Source organism: Lentilactobacillus senioris (assembly GCF_026798195.1).
Taxonomy (GTDB): Bacteria; Bacillota; Bacilli; order Lactobacillales; family Lactobacillaceae; genus Lentilactobacillus; species Lentilactobacillus senioris_A.
The window spans coordinates 89,954-113,305 of record NZ_JAPQEZ010000002.1; the positions used below are offsets into that span (position 1 = coordinate 89,954).

Here is a 23,352-nt window from a genome sequence, read left to right on the forward strand (position 1 = left end):
CATTTATATATTATCACTATTTAGTAATGTATACAAATGATATGCTCGAAATAATTCCACCACAAAACGCCTACCTAATAGTGTTTGTCTAAAAATATATTAAAAAAGTTAGCACTCGTTTTAAACGAGTGCTAACTTTTAAAGTTATCAATCTAGAATTTCAATTTCGATGGGAATAGCGGCCCTTAAAGTATTATGAACGGTACAAATATGAATTGCGCGGTTAATGAGATCGGTTTGTTGTTCTGGTTCTAAATTAGTGTGACAAGTGATTTTAACTGAAATGTTCACGATTTTTGAGGATTTATCGGGGTAAATTTCCATTTCGCCGAGGGTATCAACGTTAAAAAGCTTGATTTCAATATTAGGATCCTTATCGGCAATGCTTCGAATACTAGCGCCGAGACAAGACCCCAGGGCTCCTAAGAGGTACTGAACTGGAGATGGTCCGGCGTCGGTTCCGTGTTGAGACAATGGTTCATCTGCTAGATACTGGTGAGTCCCCGCTTGGTTAATAGTTTGGCGGCCGATGGATTTGAGTTTAGTGTGAGTGATAAATCTTGCCATGGAAATCCCTCCTAATAAATAGTTACTACTATAAGTTTATCGCAGATTTTGAAGGACAGATATTAATTTGCTTATAAGAGCATGACTTTCATTCAAAAGCTTATAATAAAAGGATAAGAGTTAAGGAGGTAGCTATGACAAGTAAGCTAAATGTTGCTGACCATATTGAAGTACGGGGCGGTAATGTTAATAATTTAAAGAATATTGATGTTGATATTCCACTACATCAATTTGTGGCAATTTCAGGACTTTCGGGTTCTGGAAAATCATCGTTAGCGATGGGAATCTTGTATTCTGAAGGAGCGCGACGATACCTGGACGCTTTGGCTACCTACACTCGCCGGCGAATTAGCCAGTTTGGTAGGGCTGACGTCAAATCTGTGAAACATATTCCATCGGCATTGGCACTACGTCAACGACCCTCAGTACCAGGAGTTAGGTCGACTGTTGGAACCATGACTGAAGTTTATAACGTTTTGCGCTTAATCTATTCACGGTTAGGATCGCCTAAATGTCCTAATGGTCATCAAGTTCCACCCACAATTGAAATTGCAGAAGCGATGGATAAAACTGGTGAGGCCATGGGGCGGATTACGTGTCCAACTTGTGGAGTTGAATTCTATGCATATGGGGCCGAGGACTTTGCTTTTAATTCTGATGGTGCCTGCCCAGAATGTGATGGATTAGGGGTTACCAAGCAGTTGGATCCTAGTAAATTAATTGATAATCCGGATAAGTCTATTGAGGATGGGGCAGTAGCGGCTTGGCGGATTCCGGGACGTAATTTTATGCCCAGTGTTGCTCGTTCAGCGGGGATTCGGATTGATATTCCGTTTAAAGATTTGTCTGATAAGGAAAAAGATTTTGTACTGCATGGCCCCAATCAAACGATTCCGGTGGACATTCCTTCTAAAAACGGCCGGGTGTTTCATATGGATAACGCCATTTATGAAAACGCCTATAACGCCGTTACCGATAGTATGGCTACTACCAAAAGTGAAGTAGCCCTGAAACGGTTAAATCGATTTTACCGGTTCTCAACTTGTCCAACCTGTCATGGAACCAGATTAAATCCGAACCGATTAACTCAATTAGTTAACGGTCAAAATATTGCTGAGGTGAGTGCTTTACCATTGGCGGCATTACCGGCTTGGGTTGCTCAAGCTAAAGAATGGTTACCGGAAAATATGTTGAACTTAGCTAATAATTTAACCGGAGAACTGGTGAACCAATTGCAACCATTACTTGATTTGGGGCTGGACTACCTGACAATGGACCGAGCCGGTAGTAGTCTTTCAACTGGCGAGCTACAACGAATTCAATTAGGGCGCACGTTGCGAACCGAAACGACGGGAGTATTGTATGTTTTAGATGAACCGTCTGTCGGGTTGCATCCGGATAACGTAGCCGGATTAATCAAAATTTTTCATCAGTTGATTGAACAGGGGAATTCGGTGATCGTGGTGGATCATGAAACTTCCATTATTGATGCCGCCGATTGGATTATTGAAATTGGACCCGGTTCTGGTGCTGCAGGTGGTCAGGTGATTGCTCAGGGAACACCGGCAGAAATCAAACGGGACCCGCAGTCGTTAATTGGACCATTCTTAACCGGAAAAGCACCATTGTTGGTCCGCAAACCAATTGCTGAAGCAGAAATTATGGCTAACGGTAGTATTGATTTGACGGTTGAGGAACGCTTTAATTTGCATAATGTGAACGTTCAAATTCCATTGAATCGATTAACTGCGGTGACTGGTTTTTCTGGAGCAGGGAAAACGACGCTCATATTGGACAGTTTATTGCCAGCCTTAACCGCTCAAGCTCACGGAGAAAAGCTGCCTGACCACGTGATCAAGTTAGATGCGGCTGCGATTAACAACTTGGTAAGTGTTGATGCCGTTCCGGTCGGCAAAAATGCTCGATCAACGGTGGCCACGTATACCAATATTATGGACGAATTGCGGAAACTGTATGCGAAACAACCATTAGCCAAGCAAAAACAATTTACTCCGTCGTATTTTTCCTACAATAATAAACAGGGCGCTTGTCCTACATGTGGCGGGACTGGTGAAATTTCGCTAGATATTCAGTACTTGCCGGACATGGTGGAAGTATGCCCAACTTGTCACGGCAAACGGTTTAACCCTGATGTGTTGCAAGTGAAGTGGCAATCAATGAGTATCGCCGACGTCTTAGACTTAGAAGTCGATAAAGCTCAGTCGGTGTTAGACGATAATCCTAAAATTATGCGCACCTTGACTACTTTAACCGGCATGGGACTGGGTTACCTGAAATTAGGTGAGGCCACGCCAACTCTTTCCGGTGGGGAAGCGCAACGCTTGAAATTAACTACTCACTTGGCCCACCAGTTAAATGATTCGTTGTTTATTTTTGACGAACCGACGGTGGGACTACATCCTCTTGATGTGCAAACTCTCTTACGAATTTTTGATCAATTACTTGCTAATGGAGCAACGGTAATTACGATCACTCACGATTTAGATTTGATTGCTAACGCTGATTACATGATTGACATGGGTCCTAAGGGTGGCGATCAAGGTGGCCGAATTATGGCTGCTGGCAGCCCACTGAAATTAGTGCAGGAGGGCGTGCAGAGTTTGACGTTGAAGTATTTGAGGGGAAGAGTGGGGGATTAAAAATAATAAAAATGCCAGCAATATTGCTGGCATTTTTTAATGTTCATTATTTTGATATACTAATGACAGATATGAAGGACTCAAAAGAGGTGAGCCAAGTGGCTAAAGAAGTAGAATCTGAAGCACAACTAGAAGATCGGTTTATGCAGCAGTTAGCAAAGCAAGGCTATCAAACAATTCAAATTGATAACGAAACGGAATTAATCAATCATTTTAGGCTGATTTTAAATCAACGTAATCGAGTTAACTTAAAGGATGAAGAATTAACCGATACGGAATTTAGTCGGGTAATGAATGAATTAGTTGGTTCTAAAACGTTGTTTGAAATTGCTCAATTATTGCGGGGATCTGATATTCAACCAGCGGGTAAGATTAGCATCCAACGTGATGATGGTTCGAACGTTTATTTAGAATTCTTTGATGGACGAGTAGTTGCAAATAACATTTTTGAAGTGACTCATCAAGTAACCGTTAATGCTAGATATACTAATCGGTATGACGTTACGATTTTAGTAAATGGATTGCCGTTAGTTCAGGTAGAATTAAAACGCCGGGGCGGGGACTTCGAAGAAGCTTTCCACCAAATCATTCGGTATAGAAATGATTCTTTTAGAAATCTTTATCGTTTCGTCCAAATTTTTGTAGTTTCTGACGGTGTTGATACTAGATACTTCGCTAATGGTGATGGCAATTTAAACGCTAATTTTATGTTTTATTGGACCGATAAAGAAAATAATTGGTTAAATGATATTACGGATTTTACTGCTTCATTTTTGAGTAAATCTAGGCTACATAGCATGATTAGTAAGTACACCGTTTTTGATCATAGTAATGACAGTATTATGATTATGCGACCTTATCAAGTTTACGCAGTGGAGGCCATAGTTAATCAGGCTCAAAATCACCCTGATAAAAATGGCTATGTATGGCATACAACTGGTTCAGGCAAGACCATTACGGCTTTTAAAGCCAGTCAGATTTTGACTAGGGAAACTGATGCAGAAAAAGTTATTTTCCTAATCGATCGTTCGGACTTGGATATCCAAACGGCTAAGAATTTTAATGCCTATTCAGCGCAATCTACCACAAATGAGCCCGCTATTGATCAAACCAATAGTACCGCTAGTTTGGTGCGGCAGCTACAGGCTAGCGATACACCCCTAATTATTTCTACCATTCAAAAGATGAATACGGCAGTGAAAGAAGATTCTCGTTATCGTAAATTATTAACAGAATTTCACGATAAACACGTTATTTTTATTGAAGACGAAGCTCATCGGAGTCAATTTGGTGATATGCGTAAAAACATTAATCAGTGGTTTGCTAATTCGCAACATTTTGGATTTACTGGAACACCTATTTTTGCAGAAAACGTGGGCCAAGATGGACGCACTACCGAATCATTGTACGACGAAGAATTACACCACTACCTTATTAAAGACGCCATTCGTGATCATAACGTTCTAGGATTTAGCGTACAATACATTAACACCTTAAAAGGCAAGGATGACCTTTCCACTGAAGAAATTAATGAGCAAGTGGCTAAAATCAATACGGCTGAAGTATTTGAAGCTGATGAACGGGTTCAACTAGTGACTAAACACATCTTAATGAATCATGGGCAACTTACCAAAAATGGTCATTATAACGCTATTTTTACGGTTCCTAGTACGGAAATAGCTTTAAAGTACTACCAGGCATTTAAGCAACTAGATCCTAATCATGAGTTGAAAGTTACCACTATTTTTACTTGGGTCGCTAACGAAGAAAATGCAGTGGAAAAACAAGATCAAGCAATTAAATCATCCCGATTGGGCTTAGACCAAGTGATTGCTGATTATAACGAACAGTATGGAACGGAATTTAGTACTGATACGTTTTCTGAATATTTTGCTGATGTTTCTAAACGGATGAAAGAACATAATGATCAATCACCTGACAGCAATATTGATATTTTAATTGTGGTTAACATGTTCTTAACTGGGTTTGATTCTAAGCGGTTAGCCACTTTATATGTAGATAAAAACTTGCAGTATCAAGGTTTGATTCAAGCATTTTCGCGGACTAACCGGGTAGAAACAGATTCTAAACCCAGCGGCAATATTGTTAGCTATCGCAATCTTAAAGTTGCTACGGATCAAGCAGTGACCCTTTATTCTGCTGGTTCTAAAGAGGATTTTTACGTTAAAAGTTACGCTGAATTGGCAGCGGAACTGCGTCCAGCAATTGCTACTTTAGTAACTATTACTCCAGATGCAAAGGCAGTGGATGAATTATTTAATCAAGGAGATTCAGCTATTAAGACCTTTGTATTAGCTTTTCGAGAAGTATTGCGTATTCATAATAAGATTAGGGTCTATGAAGATTTTAAGTGGGATAATTTTACTGCAGATGGTCTTAATGCCCAGTTAATGGCTGATTTTCAAAGTAAATATGTGGATGCCTATCGCTACTTGCAACGCAATAGAGAACAGCCAGAGGCAGCCTCTATTTTGGAAGATATTAACTTTGAAATTGAATTGCTAGAAACTGATCGAATTGATGTTGATTATATTATTAACTTGGTCAAAGCGATCGATTTAGATTCTCAGGCTAACCGTCAATCCGATAGTAAGCGGATCAAACAAATGCTTAACGATACTAATGATCTGAAGTTAAGATCTAAGGCTGATTTGATTGCTGCCTTCTTGGATTCAGTCGTTCCTAATTTACCAGATAATGCTAATGTGGGTGATGAACTAAACCGGTTCTTGGCTCAACGTCGCAAATTAGAAGTAAATGATTTTGCTGAAGAAAATAAGGTGCCGGCCCAATTAATTAATAGTGAAATTGATGATTATGATTTTTACGGTCATACTAACCCCAGAAGGGTAACAGAAGAGTTGAATAAGGCGGGCTATGGCTTTAAGGAAAAAGTTTCATTGTCTAAAAAAATAAAGAGTTTCGTGTTGCAAACCGTTGAACGGTTCACGATGTCGTAGGAGAAAAGAATTATGTCAGAAACACACACTCAGCAAGCTCAACAGCAAGCTGAATTACAAAAACGCTTGTGGAGTATTGCCAATGATTTGCGGGGCAATATGGATGCGAGCGAATTTCGGAATTATATTTTAGGATTAATTTTTTACCGCTTCTTATCCCAAAGAGAAGATGATGTGGCTGCTGAACAGTTAGCCAACGACGGGATAACATTTGAAGAAGCTTATGCTGATGAAGATATGAGAGATATGTTGCAAGATGCAATTACTAATATTTTAGGTTTTTTCATTAGTCCGGATAATTTATTTTCTAGCTTAGTGGCGGATATTCAAGCAGGCCATTTTGATGTGGAAAAATTGGCTAATGCGGTTAATGAATTGGAAAATTCCACAATTGGTAAGGAATCTGAAACCGATTTTCGGGGCTTATTCGAAGATTTAGACTTAAACTCATCTCGATTAGGCTCTACCGTGGCTCAGCGAAGCGATTTAATTGCTAAAGTAATGCTAAATTTGGCTGATTTAGACTTTGGTGAAGGTAAAGCTGAGATTGATGTTTTGGGGGATGCTTACGAATATTTGATCGGTCAATTTGCCTCTACTGCTGGTAAAAAGGCTGGTGAATTCTATACCCCCCAACAAGTTTCCAAATTATTATCCCGGTTAGTAACGTTAGATAGAACAGAAATTAAAAGTGTTTACGATCCTACGATGGGATCTGGTTCTCTATTATTGCAAGTAGGTAAATACGCTCGCGTTGGAAACTACTACGGTCAAGAATTAAACGGCACGACATTTAACCTGGCGCGGATGAATATGCTGATGCACGGCATCAATTTTAGCCTTTTTGAAATGAAACAAGGCGATACATTAGAAGACGATAAGTTTGCCGGTCAACGATTTGATGCGGTGGTAGCTAACCCACCATATTCAGCTAAGTGGAGTACGGATGGTAAGTTAGACGATGAACGGTTCCGAAAATACGGGAAAACTGCGCCTAAATCCAAAGCTGATTTTGCCTTTGTAGAGCACATGTTGTTTCACTTAAATGATGACGGCCAGATGGCAGTAGTTTTACCCCATGGAGTACTTTTCCGCGGGGCTGCCGAAGGAGTGATTCGCCGATTCATGATTGAACGCGATAATGTGCTGGACGGCGTAATTGGATTACCAGCTAACTTATTTTATGGAACGTCAATTCCAACGGTAGTCTTAGTATTTAAGAAACAACGCACTACTGATGATATTTTCTTTATTGATGCTTCCAATGACTTTGAGAAGGGGAAAAACCAAAATAATTTAACTGACGAACAAGTGGATAAGATTGTGGAAACGTATCAACAACGAGCTGATGTGGATAAGTATGCCCATGTTGCACCCCTTGATGAAATTAAGGAAAACGACTTTAATTTAAACATTCCGCGCTATGTAGATACGTTTGAAGAGGAACCACCGGTTGATGTGGATAAACTAGTGGCTGATATCCGAGATACTAATCAAGAAATCGTTGAACAGGAAACAGAATTTACCAGCATGCTAGCTGAACTAGTAGGTCAAGACCCTGACGCTCAACAGCAGCTTGAGAAGTTAAAGGAGCTGTTTAAGTAATGGATGAAAAAATGACACCTAGAATTAGGTTTAAGGGATTTCAGGACGACTGGGAACGGCGTAAGTTGGGGGAAGTCTCAAAATACTCAAACGGTGGAAGTTATGAAAATGACGTTGTAGAAAACGGTACTTATGAATTAATTACTTTAAAATCAGTAAATATGTCAGGAAAACTAGTGAGTTCTGGAAAATTTATAAATAGAGAAACTAAAACTTTAGAAAAAGATACACTAGTTATGATTTTAAGCGAACAAGCTCCTGGATTATTAGGAATGACAGCTAAAATACCAGAAAACAATAGGTATGTTCTCAATCAACGTGTCGCAGAAATAAAACCAAATACAAATATAGACAGCTATTTTTTATCTATGTCTATAAATAGATCACAAGCATATTTTAGCAAAAGAGGAGCCGGAACTAAGGTTCAAAATATTTCAAAACCAAACGTTGAAAATTTTGAATTCTATTGTCCTTCTGAAAGAGAGCAACAAAAAATCGGTTCATTCTTCAAACATTTAGATGACACTATCGCTCTTCATCAGCGTAAGTTAGCTAAGCTTAAGGAACTTAAACAGGGATATTTGCAGAAATTGTTCCCCAAAAATGGTAGCAAGTTCCCACAATTAAGATTTGCAGGGTTTGCTGATGCTTGGGAACGGCGTAAGTTGGGGGAAGTAGGAAAAATAATCAAAGTAAGTGTTAACCCTCAGTTGTTTCCTAACAATATTTTTTTTGAATACAGTATGCCTGCATATGATAAAAATCAAGAACCTGAAGTTGTATTAGGAAAAGTTATGCGTAGCAATCGAATCGGAATTTCCGGTGAAATTTTATTGGTAAACAAACTTAATGTAAGAAAAAAAAGAATTTGGTTAGTTCACGTCAAAGATAAATCGTCAGTTGCATCAGAAGAATTCATTCCTTATAGGTCTTTAGATGTTGATTTAAATTTCTTGAAACAAATTATGCTATCTGATAAAACAACAATAAAATTAGAGTCAATTTCATCCGGTACGTCTAATAGTCAAAAAAGAATTACTCCAAATGATTTTTTGAATTATCATGTTTGTTTTCCAGAAAGTAAAAAAGAACAATTAAAAGTGGGTATGTTCTTAAAAAGTATTGATTCCCTTATCGCTTCCAACCAACAACACCTGAATCAACTTAAAACGCTTAAAAAATATTTAATGCAAAATATGTTTGTTTAATTTGAACTAGCTGTCGCATCTAATCAGCGAAAGTTTCTTCAAATTAGCTAAACTAGTTTATATCCTGTAATAATTAATTAGGATCTCAAAATGAGATTCTAATTTTTTTATTTGGAGGGAACATCGATGGAACAGTCACCCAAGTTACACGAATATTTTGCCGAATGGATGCAACTGTATAAGCGAGACGCGGTACAACCAATTACGTATCAAAAATACGAAATGACACATCGTCAATTATGCCGATTAGCCCCAGATATTAGAATGAACCAAATATCGAGATTAACTTACCAAAAAATATTGAATGAGTATGCTACAACTCATGAACGTCAAACGGTTATGGATTTTCATCGACATGTTAGAAGTGCGTTGATGGATGCATTAGAAGAACGAATTATTGAACGAGATCCGACCAGAAAAGCCGTTTTAAAGGGAATTAAACATCGAAAACATAAAACTAAGTTTTTACACCAACATGAAGTCCAATCATTGTTGAACGTCCTAACCTTAAACGAAGGGGTTAATTGGGATTATTTTATTTTGTTGATTAGTAAAACGGGATTAAGGTTTGCGGAAGCTTTAGGTGTCACCCCAGATGACTTTGATTTTGCTAGACAAAATTTGAAGATAGATAAAACGTGGAACTATAAAGCTGATAAGGGCGACTTTGCACCTACTAAAAATCATGCTTCGGTTAGAAATGTTCAATTAGATTGGCAAACGGTAATTCAATTTTCCCAGTTAACTAAGGGAATGCCACCACAACAACCAATTTTTGTGCAGGATAAGAAGGTTTATAATGATACAGTTAATCACTATTTAGAAAGATTATGTAGGAGAGCAGAGATCCCTGTTATTTCAGTGCACGGACTACGCCATACCCATGCGTCACTATTGCTGTATTCGGGAGTAAGCATAGCTTCGGTAGCCCACAGATTAGGTCATTCCAATATGAATACGACTCAGCAAACATATTTGCATATAATTCAGGAATTAGAGAATCAAGATAATGATAAAGTTATGAAACATTTAGCTAGCCTTATATAAGTACGACAAAAAGACGTTTTTTAAGCCCGGAAAACGTCTTTTTTGCTGGAACTGGTTGGAAGCGATAAGGGAGTCCAACACATTAAATAATGAACCAATTTTTAATTGTTCCTCAAATTGAGGAAAATAAACAACAAATGACGAAAGGGCTTCTTTTGTGATTGTTTTAATAGTTCCACCAGGAGCTTTTAGTTTTTCAAACTCAAATTTTCGCTGAATTGTATATGCCCAAAATCGTTCGTCAGTTTCTTTTTCGTAGCCTTCAAAAACAAGCAAGGTACGGTCTACAAATGAATCATACTGCGTGATTGCCACACGTCCGATACTTCCTTGTAACGTAACTACAACTTTACCCTTTGGAACAAATACACTTTTGGGTTGAGCTAATTTGCTAATTTTCTGTTTTGTATTTTCAACTAAAGTTAGTTGGTTAGTCACATCTACAACTTGAACGAATGGCATAGCGTCTTTACCGTCATACCATGCTTTATTTCCATATGGTTGTGGGAATGAACCACGACGATATTTAGCTAGTTCCCCCATCTTACGCCGTTCCCAAGTAATTCCATAAATTCTTTAAGTTCTACTTGATAGATAGTTGAAATGATATACAGTTACTTAATTAAAGTTGTTATGTTTGATATAGTTTGCGATAAGCGGACGGGGTTTGTCCCGCTCGTTGCTTGAAGTAACGGTTAAAAGTAGAGGGGGACTGATATCCTAAAGTTAACGCAATATCCGCAACGGAACGGTTAGTTATTTCTAATAGTTTTTGGGCTTCACTCATGCGAATAAAACGGACTTCTTCAGTGAAAGTTTTGTGGAATAATTGGCGCGTTAATCTAGAGAAGTAGTTGGGATCGTACTCAAAATGCAAAGCCGCTTTAGTTAGATTCACGGTTGCTAAGTTCGCTACTATGTAGTTTAAAATAATACCGAATTGAATGGATCGAGATGATTTTTTTAAATCATATTCTAAAAAATTAGACTCAATCATTGCAATAGCGTCAATGCCGTACCTAGATAGTTCTGTTAGTAATAAGCTCATTAAGGTACTTTCTTGGTATTTTAAGAAATTATCTTGAGGTTGAATAGTTGTTAATGCCTTAATTTGGTTAAGATAATTAACGCATATTTGATAATTAAATCGCCGAAAAACAATGTGTGCATCCGTTTGAGAGCAGGTCATAGAAGTAACTAATTCGTTAGGTCCACATTCTATACCACAAGCGATAGGAACAAAAAATAAACTAACGTAAAAAGCTTGCTGATCTATAGGCATTAAATTAATTGGTTGTTTATAGCGTAAAAGAACTATATCTTGTTGCTTCAAATGAAAATTACGTTGATCAATTTGTAAGATACAATCAGTTTTACATATCAATAGTGCAGAAGACGGATGTAAATCAGGTGTTGCTTGCGATAATGCTACTAAGTCTAAGGTTAATGAGTGGTTTTGATGATAATTATAAATCAAAATTAGTCCTCCAAATATGTAAATGTATATTTAGCTTATCATAATAATAGATAGTTATGGATTATTAGTTGGATTAATTTGGCTTATAAAGGGGTGTTAATCTTATATAGCAGGCCTAACTAAAGATTAGTAAAATAATTATTTTTGATTACGGACTTTACTATAAAATAATGGAATGGAGTAAAATGCAATGGCAACCTTACTTGAAACAACTACCTTAGATTCTGAACTAACTTCTTTTTTTGATAATCAACTAGATTACTTAGCCACAGTAAGTGATGATGGTCAACCACAAATTGGTCCTAAAGGCTCAATTCGGGTTTTAGATAATCAACATTTAATTTATGTAGAATTTACTTTAGACCATGCGTACAATAACATTCAAAGTAATAATCGGGTGGCTGTAACTTCATTTGATAATAAAAACCATGTATCTTATCGGATTAATGGAATTGCTTATCTTCATGATCATGATGAAGTGTCAGAAACGGAATTGAAGCAAAGCGGCTTAGATGAACATTTTCCTAATGCGGTAGTCGTTATAGTAGATATTAAAGAGATTTATAAACTATAATATATTTTAATTAGGCTAACTTAACTTGAGAGGAGGGGAAAAATTGATTGATAAAAAAACATTTAGAAATAATCAACTAACTAAATTAAAAAACTCTGACAATGTAGATTCACAAGAAGAACAAAAAATTTTAGATAATCTATTTAGCACTTTTGAATGGCAAGAAGCTCATAGCATTGCTACCGTTATCAGTGGACCAATTGAATTCCCAACTAAAAATTTAATTAAGCAAGCACAAATAGAGGGTAAGCAAGTCTATTTACCAAAAGTAATGCCTAAAAGGCAGATGGCTTTTTTACCTTTTATCGGATACGATCAGTTAGTTAAAAGTAATTTTGGGTTATTAGAACCCGCTTACGACGAAACACTGGTTAATCAGCAAATTGATTTAATTATCGTTCCTGGGCTGGCTTTTGCCCTTGACAGTAATAATCGATTAAGTTTTGGTGGTGGTTACTATGATCGTTTCTTAAGCCATTATCTGGGTAGAACCGTATCTTTGGTTCCCCCAATGATGAGCTTTACCACTAACAAATGGCCAATTGAAGATCATGATATTAAGATTAATACTTTAGTTACTGATAATGAGATTATCAGAATCTAGTAGATATTTAATTTACAGGGATTAGATGCTATATATTGGTAATATTAATCTTGCTAATGCGGTTAGTATGTAAATTATTGTTAGTAGTAATGACGAGTCATTAATTATAGAAGTTATCAAGTTAAATCCCTTGAGTGAAATTTTTAATTTCACTCAAGGGATTTTATTTGTATATTTATCTGCAATTAGTATACTACTTAGCATTAAGATGATATTGCGTTGTTATAGTTTAATGGATGATAAAAATATAATTTATTTTGGGTCTATTTGTCATCATGTCTTTTATATTTGAATTTTAATTCTTATAGATTTATCTAAATAATTATTATAAAATAACCAACGTATACATGTGTTTAGGAGATTAAAAACATGAAAAAAATTATACCATGGTTATCATTTTTACTATTAACTATTCTTTTTATGGTAGCTCTATTTTATGATAGAACAATTATCGGACGTCATTCAGGAGTACTTTCTTTTGAATTGAATCGAATTGGTAGTATAAAAGCCATATTCAAAGGACCAGTCAACTATGTTGTAGACGGGTTTGTTGGCAGCCCAGCCAATTTATTTCAACCGTGGTTAATTTATCTTATAGCATATCCGATTGGACATGTACTAACTAGCTTTATTTATGGTTATATGGCTGTTGTTGCAATATTTACCTACTTAACCCTGGCAATTGCTTATTTGGTCGTGAAACAAGTTACTAACAATAATAGCCAAGCATTTTTATTTGCAACAATATGGACGTTTGCTGCGTATAGAACTTTTGACATTACCAGAAACGTTGCTGGTGAGGCATTAGTTTTTGCGTTTATTCCGCTAGCTTTTTTTTTGGCCTTTATAAACTGGTGAAAACCCAAGGCAAAAGTTGGTGGATAGTAACTTTGGCGCTGACTTTAATTACTTACACATATCCTACGATTGCGTGGGTAGTGTCACTTTATTTGATAATAGGATTAATCATTTTAAAAAATAGAGTTACCAACCTGCAATCCATGTGGTTAGGATTGACTAAGGCAGCATTAATATCTTTCTTTACTACATCTTTCTACTGGATTCCATTATTAGAAGAAATTACTATTCCGTTTCAACCGGCTAAACATTTTCAAATTCAACCAGCAATGCTGGGTCCCATTAAAGTTTTAACCAACTCAGTTACTAACAATATAATTAGTTATGGAATCGGATTAGTCATTCTGGTTTTAATAATTTGGTCATTTACTCAGTGGCAAAAGTTAAACTCTATATACCGTTCTGCGTTGATTGCAGGAACCATTAGCTTAGTTTTAGCTACTGGCATCGTTCCTTGGACATTATTAGGCCAGCAGTTTAATTTTGTGTTGATGTTACCAGGAATGTTGATGATGATGGCAACGTTACTTATTGGTTTAGTAGGAAGTTTCGTAGTAGTTTCTTACCAAAAGCAGTGGTTGAGTTGGTTAGTAAGTGGTTTTGCCTTAGTAGCGTTTCTGGTTCCGATGGTCCAATGGCAATTGTCTACGCCCCAAACCGAAAGGATTAGCTACAACAATGAAGTGGGAACCGGTTTAGTGGGCTTTTACAATATCAATGACTACTTACCTAAAGCTGTAATTCATAATATGAAATCAATCACCACTAATGTTTTTTTTATTAACGGAAAACAAAAAATCATTACCAGAGATTCTTTTGGTAATCGAGTTAAATTTGTAACTCCTAAAGAAATTGTGGATACCCCAATAATATATAGTGTGGGAACTAGGGTTACCATTGGCGGAAAGCCAGTCAATACATATGTTTCTAATCGGGGAACTGTAGCGTTTAAGGCTCATATGAAAGGCAATGTTACAGTGACTAGTACCTACACTATATGGGCCAAGGCGGCAGCAGTAATTTCCATTCTTAGTTTTATTGCGCTATTTAGTGGAATGCTTTACGATATAGAAAATAATAGGTAGCAAAAAAGCTTTTAATGTCATAATCGACACTAAAAGCTTTTTGCTTAGATTTCGTCTTCTGGTGCCCAATGATTGATCGGGCCAAATTTATGACCAACGATGATTTCGTTTTGAATAGCAATATTAACGAATTTTTTAGCGATCCGAATAGCGCTTTCGATATCGTTACCCTTAGCCAATTCAGCAGTGATACATGCTGATAGGGTATCTCCAGTACCATTGACGCGATCAGTATGGTGGTAAGGATCACGTAACCAAAATGACTTGCCAGACTCCAAGAGAACAAAATCAGCGACTTCGAGTTGGTCTTCAGAATCATGGCGACCATTAATAATCACGTTGCTAGCACCAAGATCTTGAAGCTTTTGTGCGGCAGTTTCCATGTCATCTTCACCGTTAATTTCCATTTCGGCTAATTTTTGAGCTTCAAAGAAATTAGGAGTGATCACGGTTGCCAATGGAATTAATTCATCGCGTAGGGTGGTGTAGGCTTCTTCTTCTAACAAAACGTTACCGTGTTTAGTAGTGATAACTGGATCGACCACTAATGGACCTAGGTCGTATTGTTGATAGTTTTTAACGACGGTGTTAATCAAAGTGGAATCGGATAACATTCCAGTTTTGCTAGCACGGATATGATAATCATCGGCTAAGTCTTTGAATTCATTGTCAATGAATTCCGTTGGTAAATTAACGGCATCGTGGATACCGTAACTATTACCGGCAACGCAGGCGGTTAAAACTGATGCACCGTACACGTGACGCCGGAAAAACGTGTGTAAGTCGGCTTGCATACCGGCACTGCCGTCACTATCTGAACCAGCAATGGTTAGGGCTTGGGGAAATTGTGTTAACATGTTAGTCACCTCAAATTTAGTCTAGTTATTATGCTAAGGATACCACAAATAAGAAAACGGTAACACATTAGTAAGTCGATTTGCTTTTTAAAGTAAATGTGTATTATAATGTGATAGTCTATTGGAAATTAGGAATAACCGAAGTAACTTTTTAAGATAAGGAGATTTGTAATTATGCGTATTTGTCATCCACACGGTGTACAAGGCCGTCGACCAATCAACGTTAAAAAGGCTGAAAAGCGTAACAAAGAAGTTGCAGATTTGCAAAAATTCTTGAAGCAAAAACCAGCTAAATAATACTGAGCACGGGGCAAACATTGTTTCGTGCTTTTTATTTGGCCAAAAATTCGTGGTCTAAATGTCAGTTTTGAATTATAATAATAAAAATCAATGAAAGAAGGGCCTTTCATGTTAATTCAAAATGTTTTGATTGAAAATGCAACGGAAGCTAGTGATGTTCGGATTGTTGACGGTAAATTCAGTGAGATTGCCGCTCATTTAACTCCTCAACCAGGTGAAGAGGTATTAGATGGTAACCATAAACTATTATTACCGCCGTTTGTAGACCCCCACGTTCATTTAGATGCTACTATGACTGCTGGTGATCCAGAATGGAATCAGACCGGAACACTATTTGATGGTATCCGAATTTGGAGTGAACGCAAAAAAACGTTAACCAAAGAAGACGTCAAACAACGGGCTAAGGATGCTATTAAGTTACAAGTAGCTAACGGCATTCAATTTGTTCGGAGCCACGTTGACGTTACAGATCCGGATTTAACGGCTTTGAAAGCTTTAATTGAAGTTCGAGAAGAAGTTAAAGACCAAGTGGAATTACAATTAGTAGCGTTTCCTCAAGAAGGTATTATGTCGTTTCCTAACGGTCAACAGTTAATGCGTGATGCTGTAGCAATGGGAGCTGACGTGGTGGGTGGCATTCCTCATTTTGAATTTACTCACGAATACGGGGTGGAATCACTTCACTTCATTATCAAGCTAGCAGAACAAAATGACCGCTTAGTCGATGTTCACTGTGATGAAATCGATGATCCGCAATCTAGAAGTTTGGAAACCTTGGCTACCTTGGCATTAGAAAGTGGCTTAAAAGACAAGGTTACCGCTAGTCATACTACCGCCATGGGCTCGTACAATGACGCCTACACTTACAAATTATTCCGCTTACTGAAAATGTCAGGAATCAATTTTATTGCCAATCCGTTAGTTAATACTAACCTTGGTGGTCGCTTTGATACATACCCCAAACGACGGGGAATGACTCGGGTGAAAGAACTTAGTGAAGCCGGCATGAACGTAGCCTTTGGCGAAGATGATATCAAGGATCCTTGGTACCCAATGGGAAATGGCAATATGTTGGACCCAGTTTCAATGGGCTTACACGTTGGTCATTTGATGGGGTATAACGATATCTTAAATTCTTATCAATTCGTTACCACTCATGGAGCTAAGGCCATGCACATCACTGATCATTACGGCATTAAGGTGGGGATGCCTGCTAATTGTATTTTGATGAACAGTGATAATTTCTATAATGCGTTAAATGAACGGGCTGAAATTTTATACTCAATTCATAATGGGGAGATTTTGGTAGCCACTCAACCTAAACACGTCCAAAATTATTTTAAAGCTTAAAAAAGTCCGCCATCGGCGGACTTTTATGCTTTTTTATACTTCTTGTGGGCAACTTCTTTTTTATGTTTTCTAGCCTTGAGCTCGTCTTTTAAGGCAACGATATCATCCTCATGTTTAACTTTCCATTGTTTAAATGAGAAGTTAGTATCAGTATCGGTAGGCTTTAAACCAGTGTCTAACCAAAAAAGTGCTTCGGTTAAACTAGGGAAGTTGTGCATCCAAAGCGTTTGACCATTTTCAGAGTCAAAAGCAACATAGGAACGTGCGTGATGTTGCAAAAAGGTATGGCGGCGAATTTTGAACGCTTCCCGTTTTCTTGTTAAGCGAAAATCGGGTAAAATGAATTTACCTTGGCGTTTCAGTTGGGGAAAGCGATCATTAATTTGTTCGTGTCGATCTTTAAGCAACGCCCGTGCGTCTTCAACGGTAATTAGTTGGGCAGTTGTTTGGGTCATTTGAGTTTACCCCCTTTTATGTATATTTTCGCACAAAATGAATATCTTGAAAAGGAATAAGAACTTTCATAACCATTTATTAACTTTTTATTTTACTAATAATTATCTGGAGGCAACAGATGGGAAAATTTTACGCAATAAAAAAAGGGCGCAAACCGGGAATCTACACTACTTGGGACGAAGCTAAAAAACAAGTGAGTGGTTATTCAGGAGCAGTTTATAAGGGATTTACTAGCCGTAGCCAAGCTGATGCTTTCATGAAAGGGACGACTGTTAATAACACTGCTGCTAAAACTAAGGCGCCAGTTCGACCAGTGACTCCGTTACAATCATCCGAAATTACTTTTTATACCGATGGCGGTTCTAGAAACCACGGTAATGTTGCTGGTGATCATGTGCATGCCGATGATAAAGCTGCCTGGGCTTATTTAATTGAATTGCCAGATCAGCAAACAGTTAGTGATTCTGGCGGTGAATGGGGAGCCACCAATAATCGTATGGAAATTATGGGGCTCATTAAGGCCCTGATGTACTTGATCGAACATCAATATAACCGGAAGGCTATTTTGGCTGTATTGGACTCCCAATACGTTTTAAACGCCATTCAAAAAGGGTGGTTGGCTGGTTGGAAACGCAAAAATTGGCACCGAGCCGGTAATGCACCACTAAAAAATGCAGAGTTATGGCGCCAGGTGGATCAATTATTACCGCAATTTAGTCAATTACAATTTGAATGGACTAAGGGACATGCTGTAAACCACGGCAATGTTTTTGTGGATGAACTATTAAACCAAACCATGGATCAAATGAAAAAAACAGCTGAAACGCCTGCACAGCATTCGCAGCCATCTCAACTGAATTTATTTAAGAACTAGGAATTTTTATTAATCTTATGGTATCGTTTGTCGACTTCTTTGCTCCAAAAACCGCCGGATAATTCAATTGGTTCTTGAACCATAATGAAGGCATCTGGGGAAATCTCTTTGATTTGTTCCATCAACCTACGTTCGGCTTTTCGAGGAGCTAAAATACTTAAAACTAGGCGTGGACCACTACGACCATCAGCATGACTAACGGTCACTCCGTAGCCTTTTTCTCTAAGAATTTCGGGCAGCTCTTCATTGTGTTCATGCAGGGGATTAGTAGGGTCGATTTGGACGGTTACTTGGAAGTTGACGTATCCTAAGGCGATGCGATCTTCAATAATGATCCCAATATAAATACCAACCCCAAATCCAATAGCATAAGCAGCGATATTTAGTTTGCTGTCAATGTGTTGCAAGGCAATTGCCAACGCCATAACGTAAATTAATTCTTCCACCACTGCCACTACTGGTGCTAGATACCGGTGGCCCTTAACAACTAACATAGTTCGAAAAGTATTGATAGAAATATACAGCGCGTTAAGCACAAAAATTGTAATTGCCAATTCCATACTGTCACCTCCAAATTGACTTTATCCTCAGTTTAGCACTGTCGATTCTAAAAAGCTGGCCAAGCGCCTCATGGGTGACAAATTGACAATTCAGAAAATCAGGTCTATTCTTATTTTTAGTGTAAATGATTATAAATGAGGTAGTTTAATTGATGGAAACAGAGTTAATTCCGTACTTGACGTTTGAAAATACGAAAAGCGCTCTGGATTATTATCAAAAAATCTTCGGAGCCACTGATGTTTTTCGGACAGTGCCAACTCCAAGACAAGCAGAAGAAATGTCGTTAAATGCCGACGTTGATCTTAATGAACTGACTGTGCAAGGTGGTTTTTCCATTCTTGGACAAAAAGTTTTCTGTGCTGATAGTTTTCTGGGAAAGCCAGTAGTTTCTTCACTGGTGTCTTTGATGTTGCAGGTCAGTCAAAAAGACTCGGCCGCAGTGAGTGCATTAGAAGCACTGTATCAGCGTGTCTCGACTTCGGATGGAGTCAAAGTTATTAGTGCATACGAAAAGAAACCCACTGGTGAAAAGGCTGGTCAAGTGGTAGATAAATTTGGTATCACGTGGATTTTAAAAGCAGTTAAATAATCAATTGTCCGTAATTGAATTTCAATTACGGGCTTTTTTATTGTCTTGAGAATTAATTGATTTTAAAAAGTTAAATTAGTGTTAAGATGAAGTTAACTGTTTAAGCATAGATATGCTAATTGAGCGGGTGTAGAAATAATGAAAAAAATAATAATTATGATGTTAATGCTAGGGGGATTTGGTTTATTAGAGACCAGTCAGAATTTAACTGCTTTGGCTGATACGGTTACTGCTCAAACTTCTAATTCTAGTACAGCAACGGCTAATGCTACGCCAACTCCGGTACTAAAATTAAAGGGGAGTACCCGAATTTTAGTAGGGGAACACAAACGGTTAGCTGGCAAAATCACCAACATGACGGCGCGACCTCATTGGTCATCAAGTAATTCTAAAATCATTAAGGTTAACCAAGCCGGTAAAATTAAGGGCATAAAAGCCGGCAAAGCCACTATTAAAATTAGTTACCAACACGTTACTAAGAGTAAAACTATTAAAGTAACGCAGCAGACTAGTTCTGATTTGAGTCGCCGTTTTAAGCGTGCCCATAAAGGACAAACGATTACCTTGGTAGGTAATTTTAAAATGAAAAAGGACGTCAAATTACCAACGGCTAAAAACGTAAAAGTGAAGGCGACTAAGGCATCGTTTACGGGAAAGCGGGGGTTCTTTTACGGAATAGTAAATAGGGGATTGAAATGGACCGGTGGATATTTTTATAGCGGCGGCCATTCCTTTCGACTGTTACGCACCCAAAATGCAGTCTTTAATGGACTAACTTTTCATCAAGCTTGTGGAGTTGGTGGTCATATTTTTGATTTGATGGGAAGTAAGCACGTCAAAATTACTAACTGTCAGTTTTATGGGTATGGTCATACGTTAAACCTAAAAAAACTGCGTAAAAAAGGCCATCACGGTGAATACGCGGAAGCAATTCAAACTGACTACGCCAATTACAATAGTGGCGGGGGTAATTTTAATCGTTATGGTAAGGGACATTTCAATCATCAACCTACCAGTTACGTAACTGTCACCCACAACACTTGGCGGCCAGAGTACTCCGGAAAACGATTGGTTTCATTAGCCCAGACGGCTATTGGAGAGCACGATACGATTAGTAGTAACCGACGTAAAATTAAACACGTGACGTTTGAATATAATCTAATTAAAAATCCCATTCGCTTAAGCGGGATGGGGGCTGACACCAATTACTTTGGGGCCCCGGTACATTTTGAATCGTCCAGTTCTATTTCAATTAAGCATAATGTTTTTCAAGCTACCTTAAAACGAGCTCGACCAGAAAATTGGATTATTATTTCTAATCAATATGGGCACATGCCCCATACGGTGAACGTTAAAATCAGCCATAATCAATTTAAAGGTTATTGGCCCAGCCGCTCGGCGGTGCGTTTAATTACTAAAGGAGCTCATTTTATTAAACACGTTTCGGTTACCCACAATTTCTTTAATGGTCGAAGATTATTACAAAAAATTGGCCACGTTAGATTGTAATTAAGAAATTAAAATAACCACTTCCATCTAATTATGGAGGTGGTTATTTTGCGATTATTGGTTAACGATCTCATTGATTTTGGCTAGTTCATCAGTGGTAAATTCTAAGTGATTTAAAGCCTCTAAATTAGAAATTAGGTGGTCTTGGTTAGAAACCCCCAGAATGATGCTGGTAACTACTGGATCATGTAATAACCAGGCAATTGCCATTTGAGCTAATGTTTGTCCTCGATTATTAGCTAACTCAGTTAATTGATTTAATTTAGTAACTACCTGATCGGTCCCGTTTGCAAATAAGAACTTGTTGGTTCTGTGGATAGGAAAGTCACTAGGGATGCCGGAATTGTATTTACCTGATAACAATCCTTCTGCAAGTGGGCCGTAAGCCACCATTCCAGCGTTATCTTGTTTGAGTTCATCAAGCAAACCGGTAGTTACGGCTTCTTGGTTCAACAAATTATATGAATATTGGTTAACCACGAAAGGTACGTTTCGTTTCCGCAATAAAGTAGCCATTTGCTTGGTTTGTTCCGTATTGTAATTAGAAATACCGATATAAAGTGCTTTACCAGAGCGAACAATGTCTGCTAGGGCTTCGGCGGTTTCTTCAAAGGAAGTTACCGGATCTGGTCGGTGAGAGTAAAAGATATCCACGTAATCGACCTGCATGCGTTTAAGGCTTTCGTCTAAACTAGTAATTAGAGTCTTACGCGAACTCATTTCACCATATGGGCCTGGCCACATGCTAAATCCGGCCTTAGTAGATAAAACTAGTTCGTGACGGTACGGCCGTAAATCCTTAACCATAATTTGACCGAAAGTCTCTTCAGCAGTACCGGCATCCGGACCGTAATTATTAGCTAAGTCAAAGTGAAAAATTCCGTTGTCAAACGCGGTTAACATTGTGGCTTCGCTGTTAGCGATATCGGCATGGTTACCGTAATTACGCCACAAACCTAATGACAAGGCGGGTAATTGAAATCCAGAATTACCAGCCCGGCGAATGGGCATTTGGTCGTAACGATTATCATTTGCAGTGTACATAATAAAAGCCTCCTAGATTAATTTTTAGGGAAACGGTTCCATGGTTATTATCTGGCACTTTCCAGAAAAAAACAATAGATTTTTGCAAATTTTGGGAACCGGTTCCCAAAATTGTGATATACTCATGGTGTTAAGAATAATAATAGCTAGTTTTAAGCAATGAAAGGGGATTCAATCACATGAAGAAAATTGTTGTTGCAGAATCACTTGCTGATAATGGTAAGAAACTATTAAGGGCTAATGGTTTTGAAATTGTGGAAACAGACGGAACCGTTGCTGATGCTTTGGTCAAGGCGCCAGATGCATATGGATTGCTATTAGGGACTAAAAAAATTACTAACGAACAAATTTTACAATTTGAAAACCTGAAGATAATCGCCAGAAACGGGGTAGGGTTCAACAATATTGACGTTGATTTCTGTGCACAACACGGAATCTGGGTTACCATTACTCCTACTGCTAATGCTTCTACCGTAGCAGAAACTACTTTGGCTGAAATGTTTGACTTGTCTAAAAACATTTATAATGATTCAACAGCTATGCGAAACGGTGATTTTTCCGATTATAAACACTCCCATCGAGGTTTCGATTTAGAGGGTAAAACCTTAGGAATTTTGGGATTTGGTCGAATTGGCCAAATGGTAGCTAAAAAAGCTAGTCAATTGGATATGAAGATCATTTATAATGATCGATTTGCTAAGGAAAATGATGTGGCCACTGCGGTTAGTCGAGAAGAACTCTTTAAAACTGCAGACATCATTACCTTACACATGGCGGTCACTCCTGAAACAGCTAATAGTATTGGTAAGGCTGAATTCGATATGATGAAGAACTCAGCTTCCCTAATTAACTTAGCTCGTGGGGAACTAGTAAAGACAGACGATCTGATCGAAGCCTTGAAGAATCATGATATTTACGGGGCAGCTTTGGATGTTTTTGACCAAGAACCGCTACCAATGGATAGCGAGTTGTTCCAATTAGAAAATGTATTGTTGACTCCTCATATTGCTTCTAATACCGTGGAATGCATGAGCCGGATGGCAGTAGATGCAGCTGGTGAAATTGTTAAGGTAGTTAAAGACAACGTTGCACCACAATGGCCAGTCGTTAAAGACGTTAAATAATAAATAGAGTTAATCGAAAAAT

At 37.9% G+C, this 23,352-nt stretch carries 22 protein-coding genes; 15 read left to right on the forward strand and 7 right to left on the reverse strand.

Annotated features, from left to right (window positions below; all coding sequences use genetic code 11):
- Window positions 1-147: 147 nt before the first annotated feature.
- Entirely contained in the window at window positions 148-567 is a 420-nt protein-coding gene (locus tag OXT66_RS02515) for an OsmC family protein (RefSeq protein ID WP_268595510.1), read from the reverse strand.
- A gap of 134 nt (window positions 568-701) precedes the next feature.
- Here OXT66_RS02515 and OXT66_RS02520 point away from each other — a divergent pair, with 134 nt between their 5' ends.
- The 5 genes from OXT66_RS02520 (at window position 702) to OXT66_RS02540 (ending at window position 10,068) form a co-directional block, all read left to right on the forward strand.
- On the forward strand, window positions 702-3,227 hold the full coding sequence (locus OXT66_RS02520) for an excinuclease ABC subunit UvrA (RefSeq protein WP_268595511.1): 2,526 nt from the start codon (window positions 702-704) through the stop codon (window positions 3,225-3,227).
- Window positions 3,228-3,325: 98 nt separating this feature from the next.
- Entirely contained in the window at window positions 3,326-6,208 is a 2,883-nt protein-coding gene (locus tag OXT66_RS02525) for a type I restriction endonuclease subunit R (protein WP_327058990.1), read from the forward strand.
- A 12-nt stretch (window positions 6,209-6,220) separates the two neighbouring features.
- Entirely contained in the window at window positions 6,221-7,813 is a 1,593-nt protein-coding gene (locus OXT66_RS02530) for a type I restriction-modification system subunit M (RefSeq protein ID WP_268595512.1), read from the forward strand.
- On the forward strand, window positions 7,813-9,021 hold the full coding sequence (locus OXT66_RS02535) for a restriction endonuclease subunit S (protein WP_268595513.1): 1,209 nt from the start codon (window positions 7,813-7,815) through the stop codon (window positions 9,019-9,021). Before OXT66_RS02530 ends, OXT66_RS02535 begins: the two co-directional genes overlap by 1 nt.
- A 126-nt stretch (window positions 9,022-9,147) precedes the next feature.
- Complete coding sequence (locus tag OXT66_RS02540; RefSeq protein WP_268595514.1) at window positions 9,148-10,068, forward strand: site-specific integrase; 921 nt, start codon at window positions 9,148-9,150, stop codon at window positions 10,066-10,068.
- Here OXT66_RS02540 and OXT66_RS02545 read toward each other — a convergent pair.
- Together OXT66_RS02545 and OXT66_RS02550 are read right to left on the reverse strand one after the other, a co-directional pair.
- Entirely contained in the window at window positions 10,051-10,611 is a 561-nt protein-coding gene (locus OXT66_RS02545) for a restriction endonuclease subunit S (protein ID WP_419146373.1), read from the reverse strand. The genes OXT66_RS02540 and OXT66_RS02545 overlap by 18 nt on opposite strands.
- An 88-nt stretch (window positions 10,612-10,699) precedes the next feature.
- On the reverse strand, window positions 10,700-11,545 hold the full coding sequence (locus OXT66_RS02550; protein WP_268595515.1) for a helix-turn-helix transcriptional regulator: 846 nt from the start codon (window positions 11,543-11,545) through the stop codon (window positions 10,700-10,702).
- Window positions 11,546-11,735: 190 nt separating this feature from the next.
- Between OXT66_RS02550 and OXT66_RS02555 the strand changes: the two genes are divergently transcribed.
- From OXT66_RS02555 to OXT66_RS02570, 4 genes are all read left to right on the forward strand, one after another.
- On the forward strand, window positions 11,736-12,119 hold the full coding sequence (locus OXT66_RS02555) for a pyridoxamine 5'-phosphate oxidase family protein (RefSeq protein WP_054670375.1): 384 nt from the start codon (window positions 11,736-11,738) through the stop codon (window positions 12,117-12,119).
- Between the two features lie 43 nt (window positions 12,120-12,162).
- Window positions 12,163-12,723: a 5-formyltetrahydrofolate cyclo-ligase gene (locus OXT66_RS02560; protein ID WP_225425425.1), complete on the forward strand. Its 561-nt coding sequence runs from the start codon at window positions 12,163-12,165 to the stop codon at window positions 12,721-12,723.
- 369 nt (window positions 12,724-13,092) lie between these two features.
- Window positions 13,093-13,581: a hypothetical protein gene (locus tag OXT66_RS02565; RefSeq protein ID WP_268595516.1), complete on the forward strand. Its 489-nt coding sequence runs from the start codon at window positions 13,093-13,095 to the stop codon at window positions 13,579-13,581.
- A gap of 32 nt (window positions 13,582-13,613) precedes the next feature.
- Window positions 13,614-14,666, forward strand: coding sequence for a hypothetical protein (locus OXT66_RS02570; RefSeq protein WP_268595517.1), 1,053 nt, complete (start codon window positions 13,614-13,616; stop codon window positions 14,664-14,666).
- Between the two features lie 44 nt (window positions 14,667-14,710).
- Here the strand turns inward: OXT66_RS02570 and thiD are convergent, their stop codons facing one another.
- Complete coding sequence (gene thiD / locus OXT66_RS02575; protein ID WP_268595518.1) at window positions 14,711-15,523, reverse strand: bifunctional hydroxymethylpyrimidine kinase/phosphomethylpyrimidine kinase; 813 nt, start codon at window positions 15,521-15,523, stop codon at window positions 14,711-14,713.
- A 174-nt stretch (window positions 15,524-15,697) separates the two neighbouring features.
- Between thiD and OXT66_RS02580 the strand changes: the two genes are divergently transcribed.
- Together OXT66_RS02580 and codA are read left to right on the forward strand one after the other, a co-directional pair.
- Window positions 15,698-15,820, forward strand: a complete 123-nt coding sequence (locus tag OXT66_RS02580; RefSeq protein ID WP_263862245.1) for a hypothetical protein — start codon at window positions 15,698-15,700, stop codon at window positions 15,818-15,820.
- A 111-nt stretch (window positions 15,821-15,931) separates the two neighbouring features.
- On the forward strand, window positions 15,932-17,173 hold the full coding sequence (codA, locus tag OXT66_RS02585) for a cytosine deaminase (protein ID WP_268595520.1): 1,242 nt from the start codon (window positions 15,932-15,934) through the stop codon (window positions 17,171-17,173).
- 23 nt (window positions 17,174-17,196) lie between these two features.
- Here codA and OXT66_RS02590 read toward each other — a convergent pair whose 3' ends face one another.
- Window positions 17,197-17,628, reverse strand: a complete 432-nt coding sequence (locus OXT66_RS02590) for a hypothetical protein (RefSeq protein WP_268595521.1) — start codon at window positions 17,626-17,628, stop codon at window positions 17,197-17,199.
- Between the two features lie 119 nt (window positions 17,629-17,747).
- Between OXT66_RS02590 and OXT66_RS02595 the strand changes: the two genes are divergently transcribed.
- Complete coding sequence (locus OXT66_RS02595) at window positions 17,748-18,503, forward strand: ribonuclease H family protein (protein ID WP_268595522.1); 756 nt, start codon at window positions 17,748-17,750, stop codon at window positions 18,501-18,503.
- Here the strand turns inward: OXT66_RS02595 and OXT66_RS02600 are convergent.
- On the reverse strand, window positions 18,500-19,063 hold the full coding sequence (locus tag OXT66_RS02600; RefSeq protein ID WP_268595523.1) for a DUF2179 domain-containing protein: 564 nt from the start codon (window positions 19,061-19,063) through the stop codon (window positions 18,500-18,502). The two genes, OXT66_RS02595 and OXT66_RS02600, sit on opposite strands and share 4 nt — an antisense overlap.
- A 152-nt stretch (window positions 19,064-19,215) precedes the next feature.
- Between OXT66_RS02600 and OXT66_RS02605 the strand changes: the two genes are divergently transcribed.
- Together OXT66_RS02605 and OXT66_RS02610 are read left to right on the forward strand one after the other, a co-directional pair.
- Window positions 19,216-19,653 (forward strand): glyoxalase/bleomycin resistance/extradiol dioxygenase family protein, encoded by a 438-nt coding sequence (locus tag OXT66_RS02605; protein ID WP_268595524.1) that lies wholly within the window; start codon window positions 19,216-19,218, stop codon window positions 19,651-19,653.
- A 138-nt stretch (window positions 19,654-19,791) separates the two neighbouring features.
- Entirely contained in the window at window positions 19,792-21,162 is a 1,371-nt protein-coding gene (locus tag OXT66_RS02610; RefSeq protein WP_268595525.1) for an Ig-like domain-containing protein, read from the forward strand.
- 54 nt (window positions 21,163-21,216) lie between these two features.
- On the opposite strand, the gene OXT66_RS02615 is transcribed toward OXT66_RS02610, so the two are convergent.
- Window positions 21,217-22,206: an aldo/keto reductase gene (locus OXT66_RS02615; RefSeq protein ID WP_327058991.1), complete on the reverse strand. Its 990-nt coding sequence runs from the start codon at window positions 22,204-22,206 to the stop codon at window positions 21,217-21,219.
- 179 nt (window positions 22,207-22,385) lie between these two features.
- Here OXT66_RS02615 and OXT66_RS02620 point away from each other — a divergent pair, with 179 nt between their 5' ends.
- A complete protein-coding gene (locus OXT66_RS02620; protein ID WP_268595526.1) occupies window positions 22,386-23,330 on the forward strand; it encodes a phosphoglycerate dehydrogenase in 945 nt (314 codons plus the stop codon).
- The last annotated feature ends 22 nt before the right edge of the window (window positions 23,331-23,352 follow it).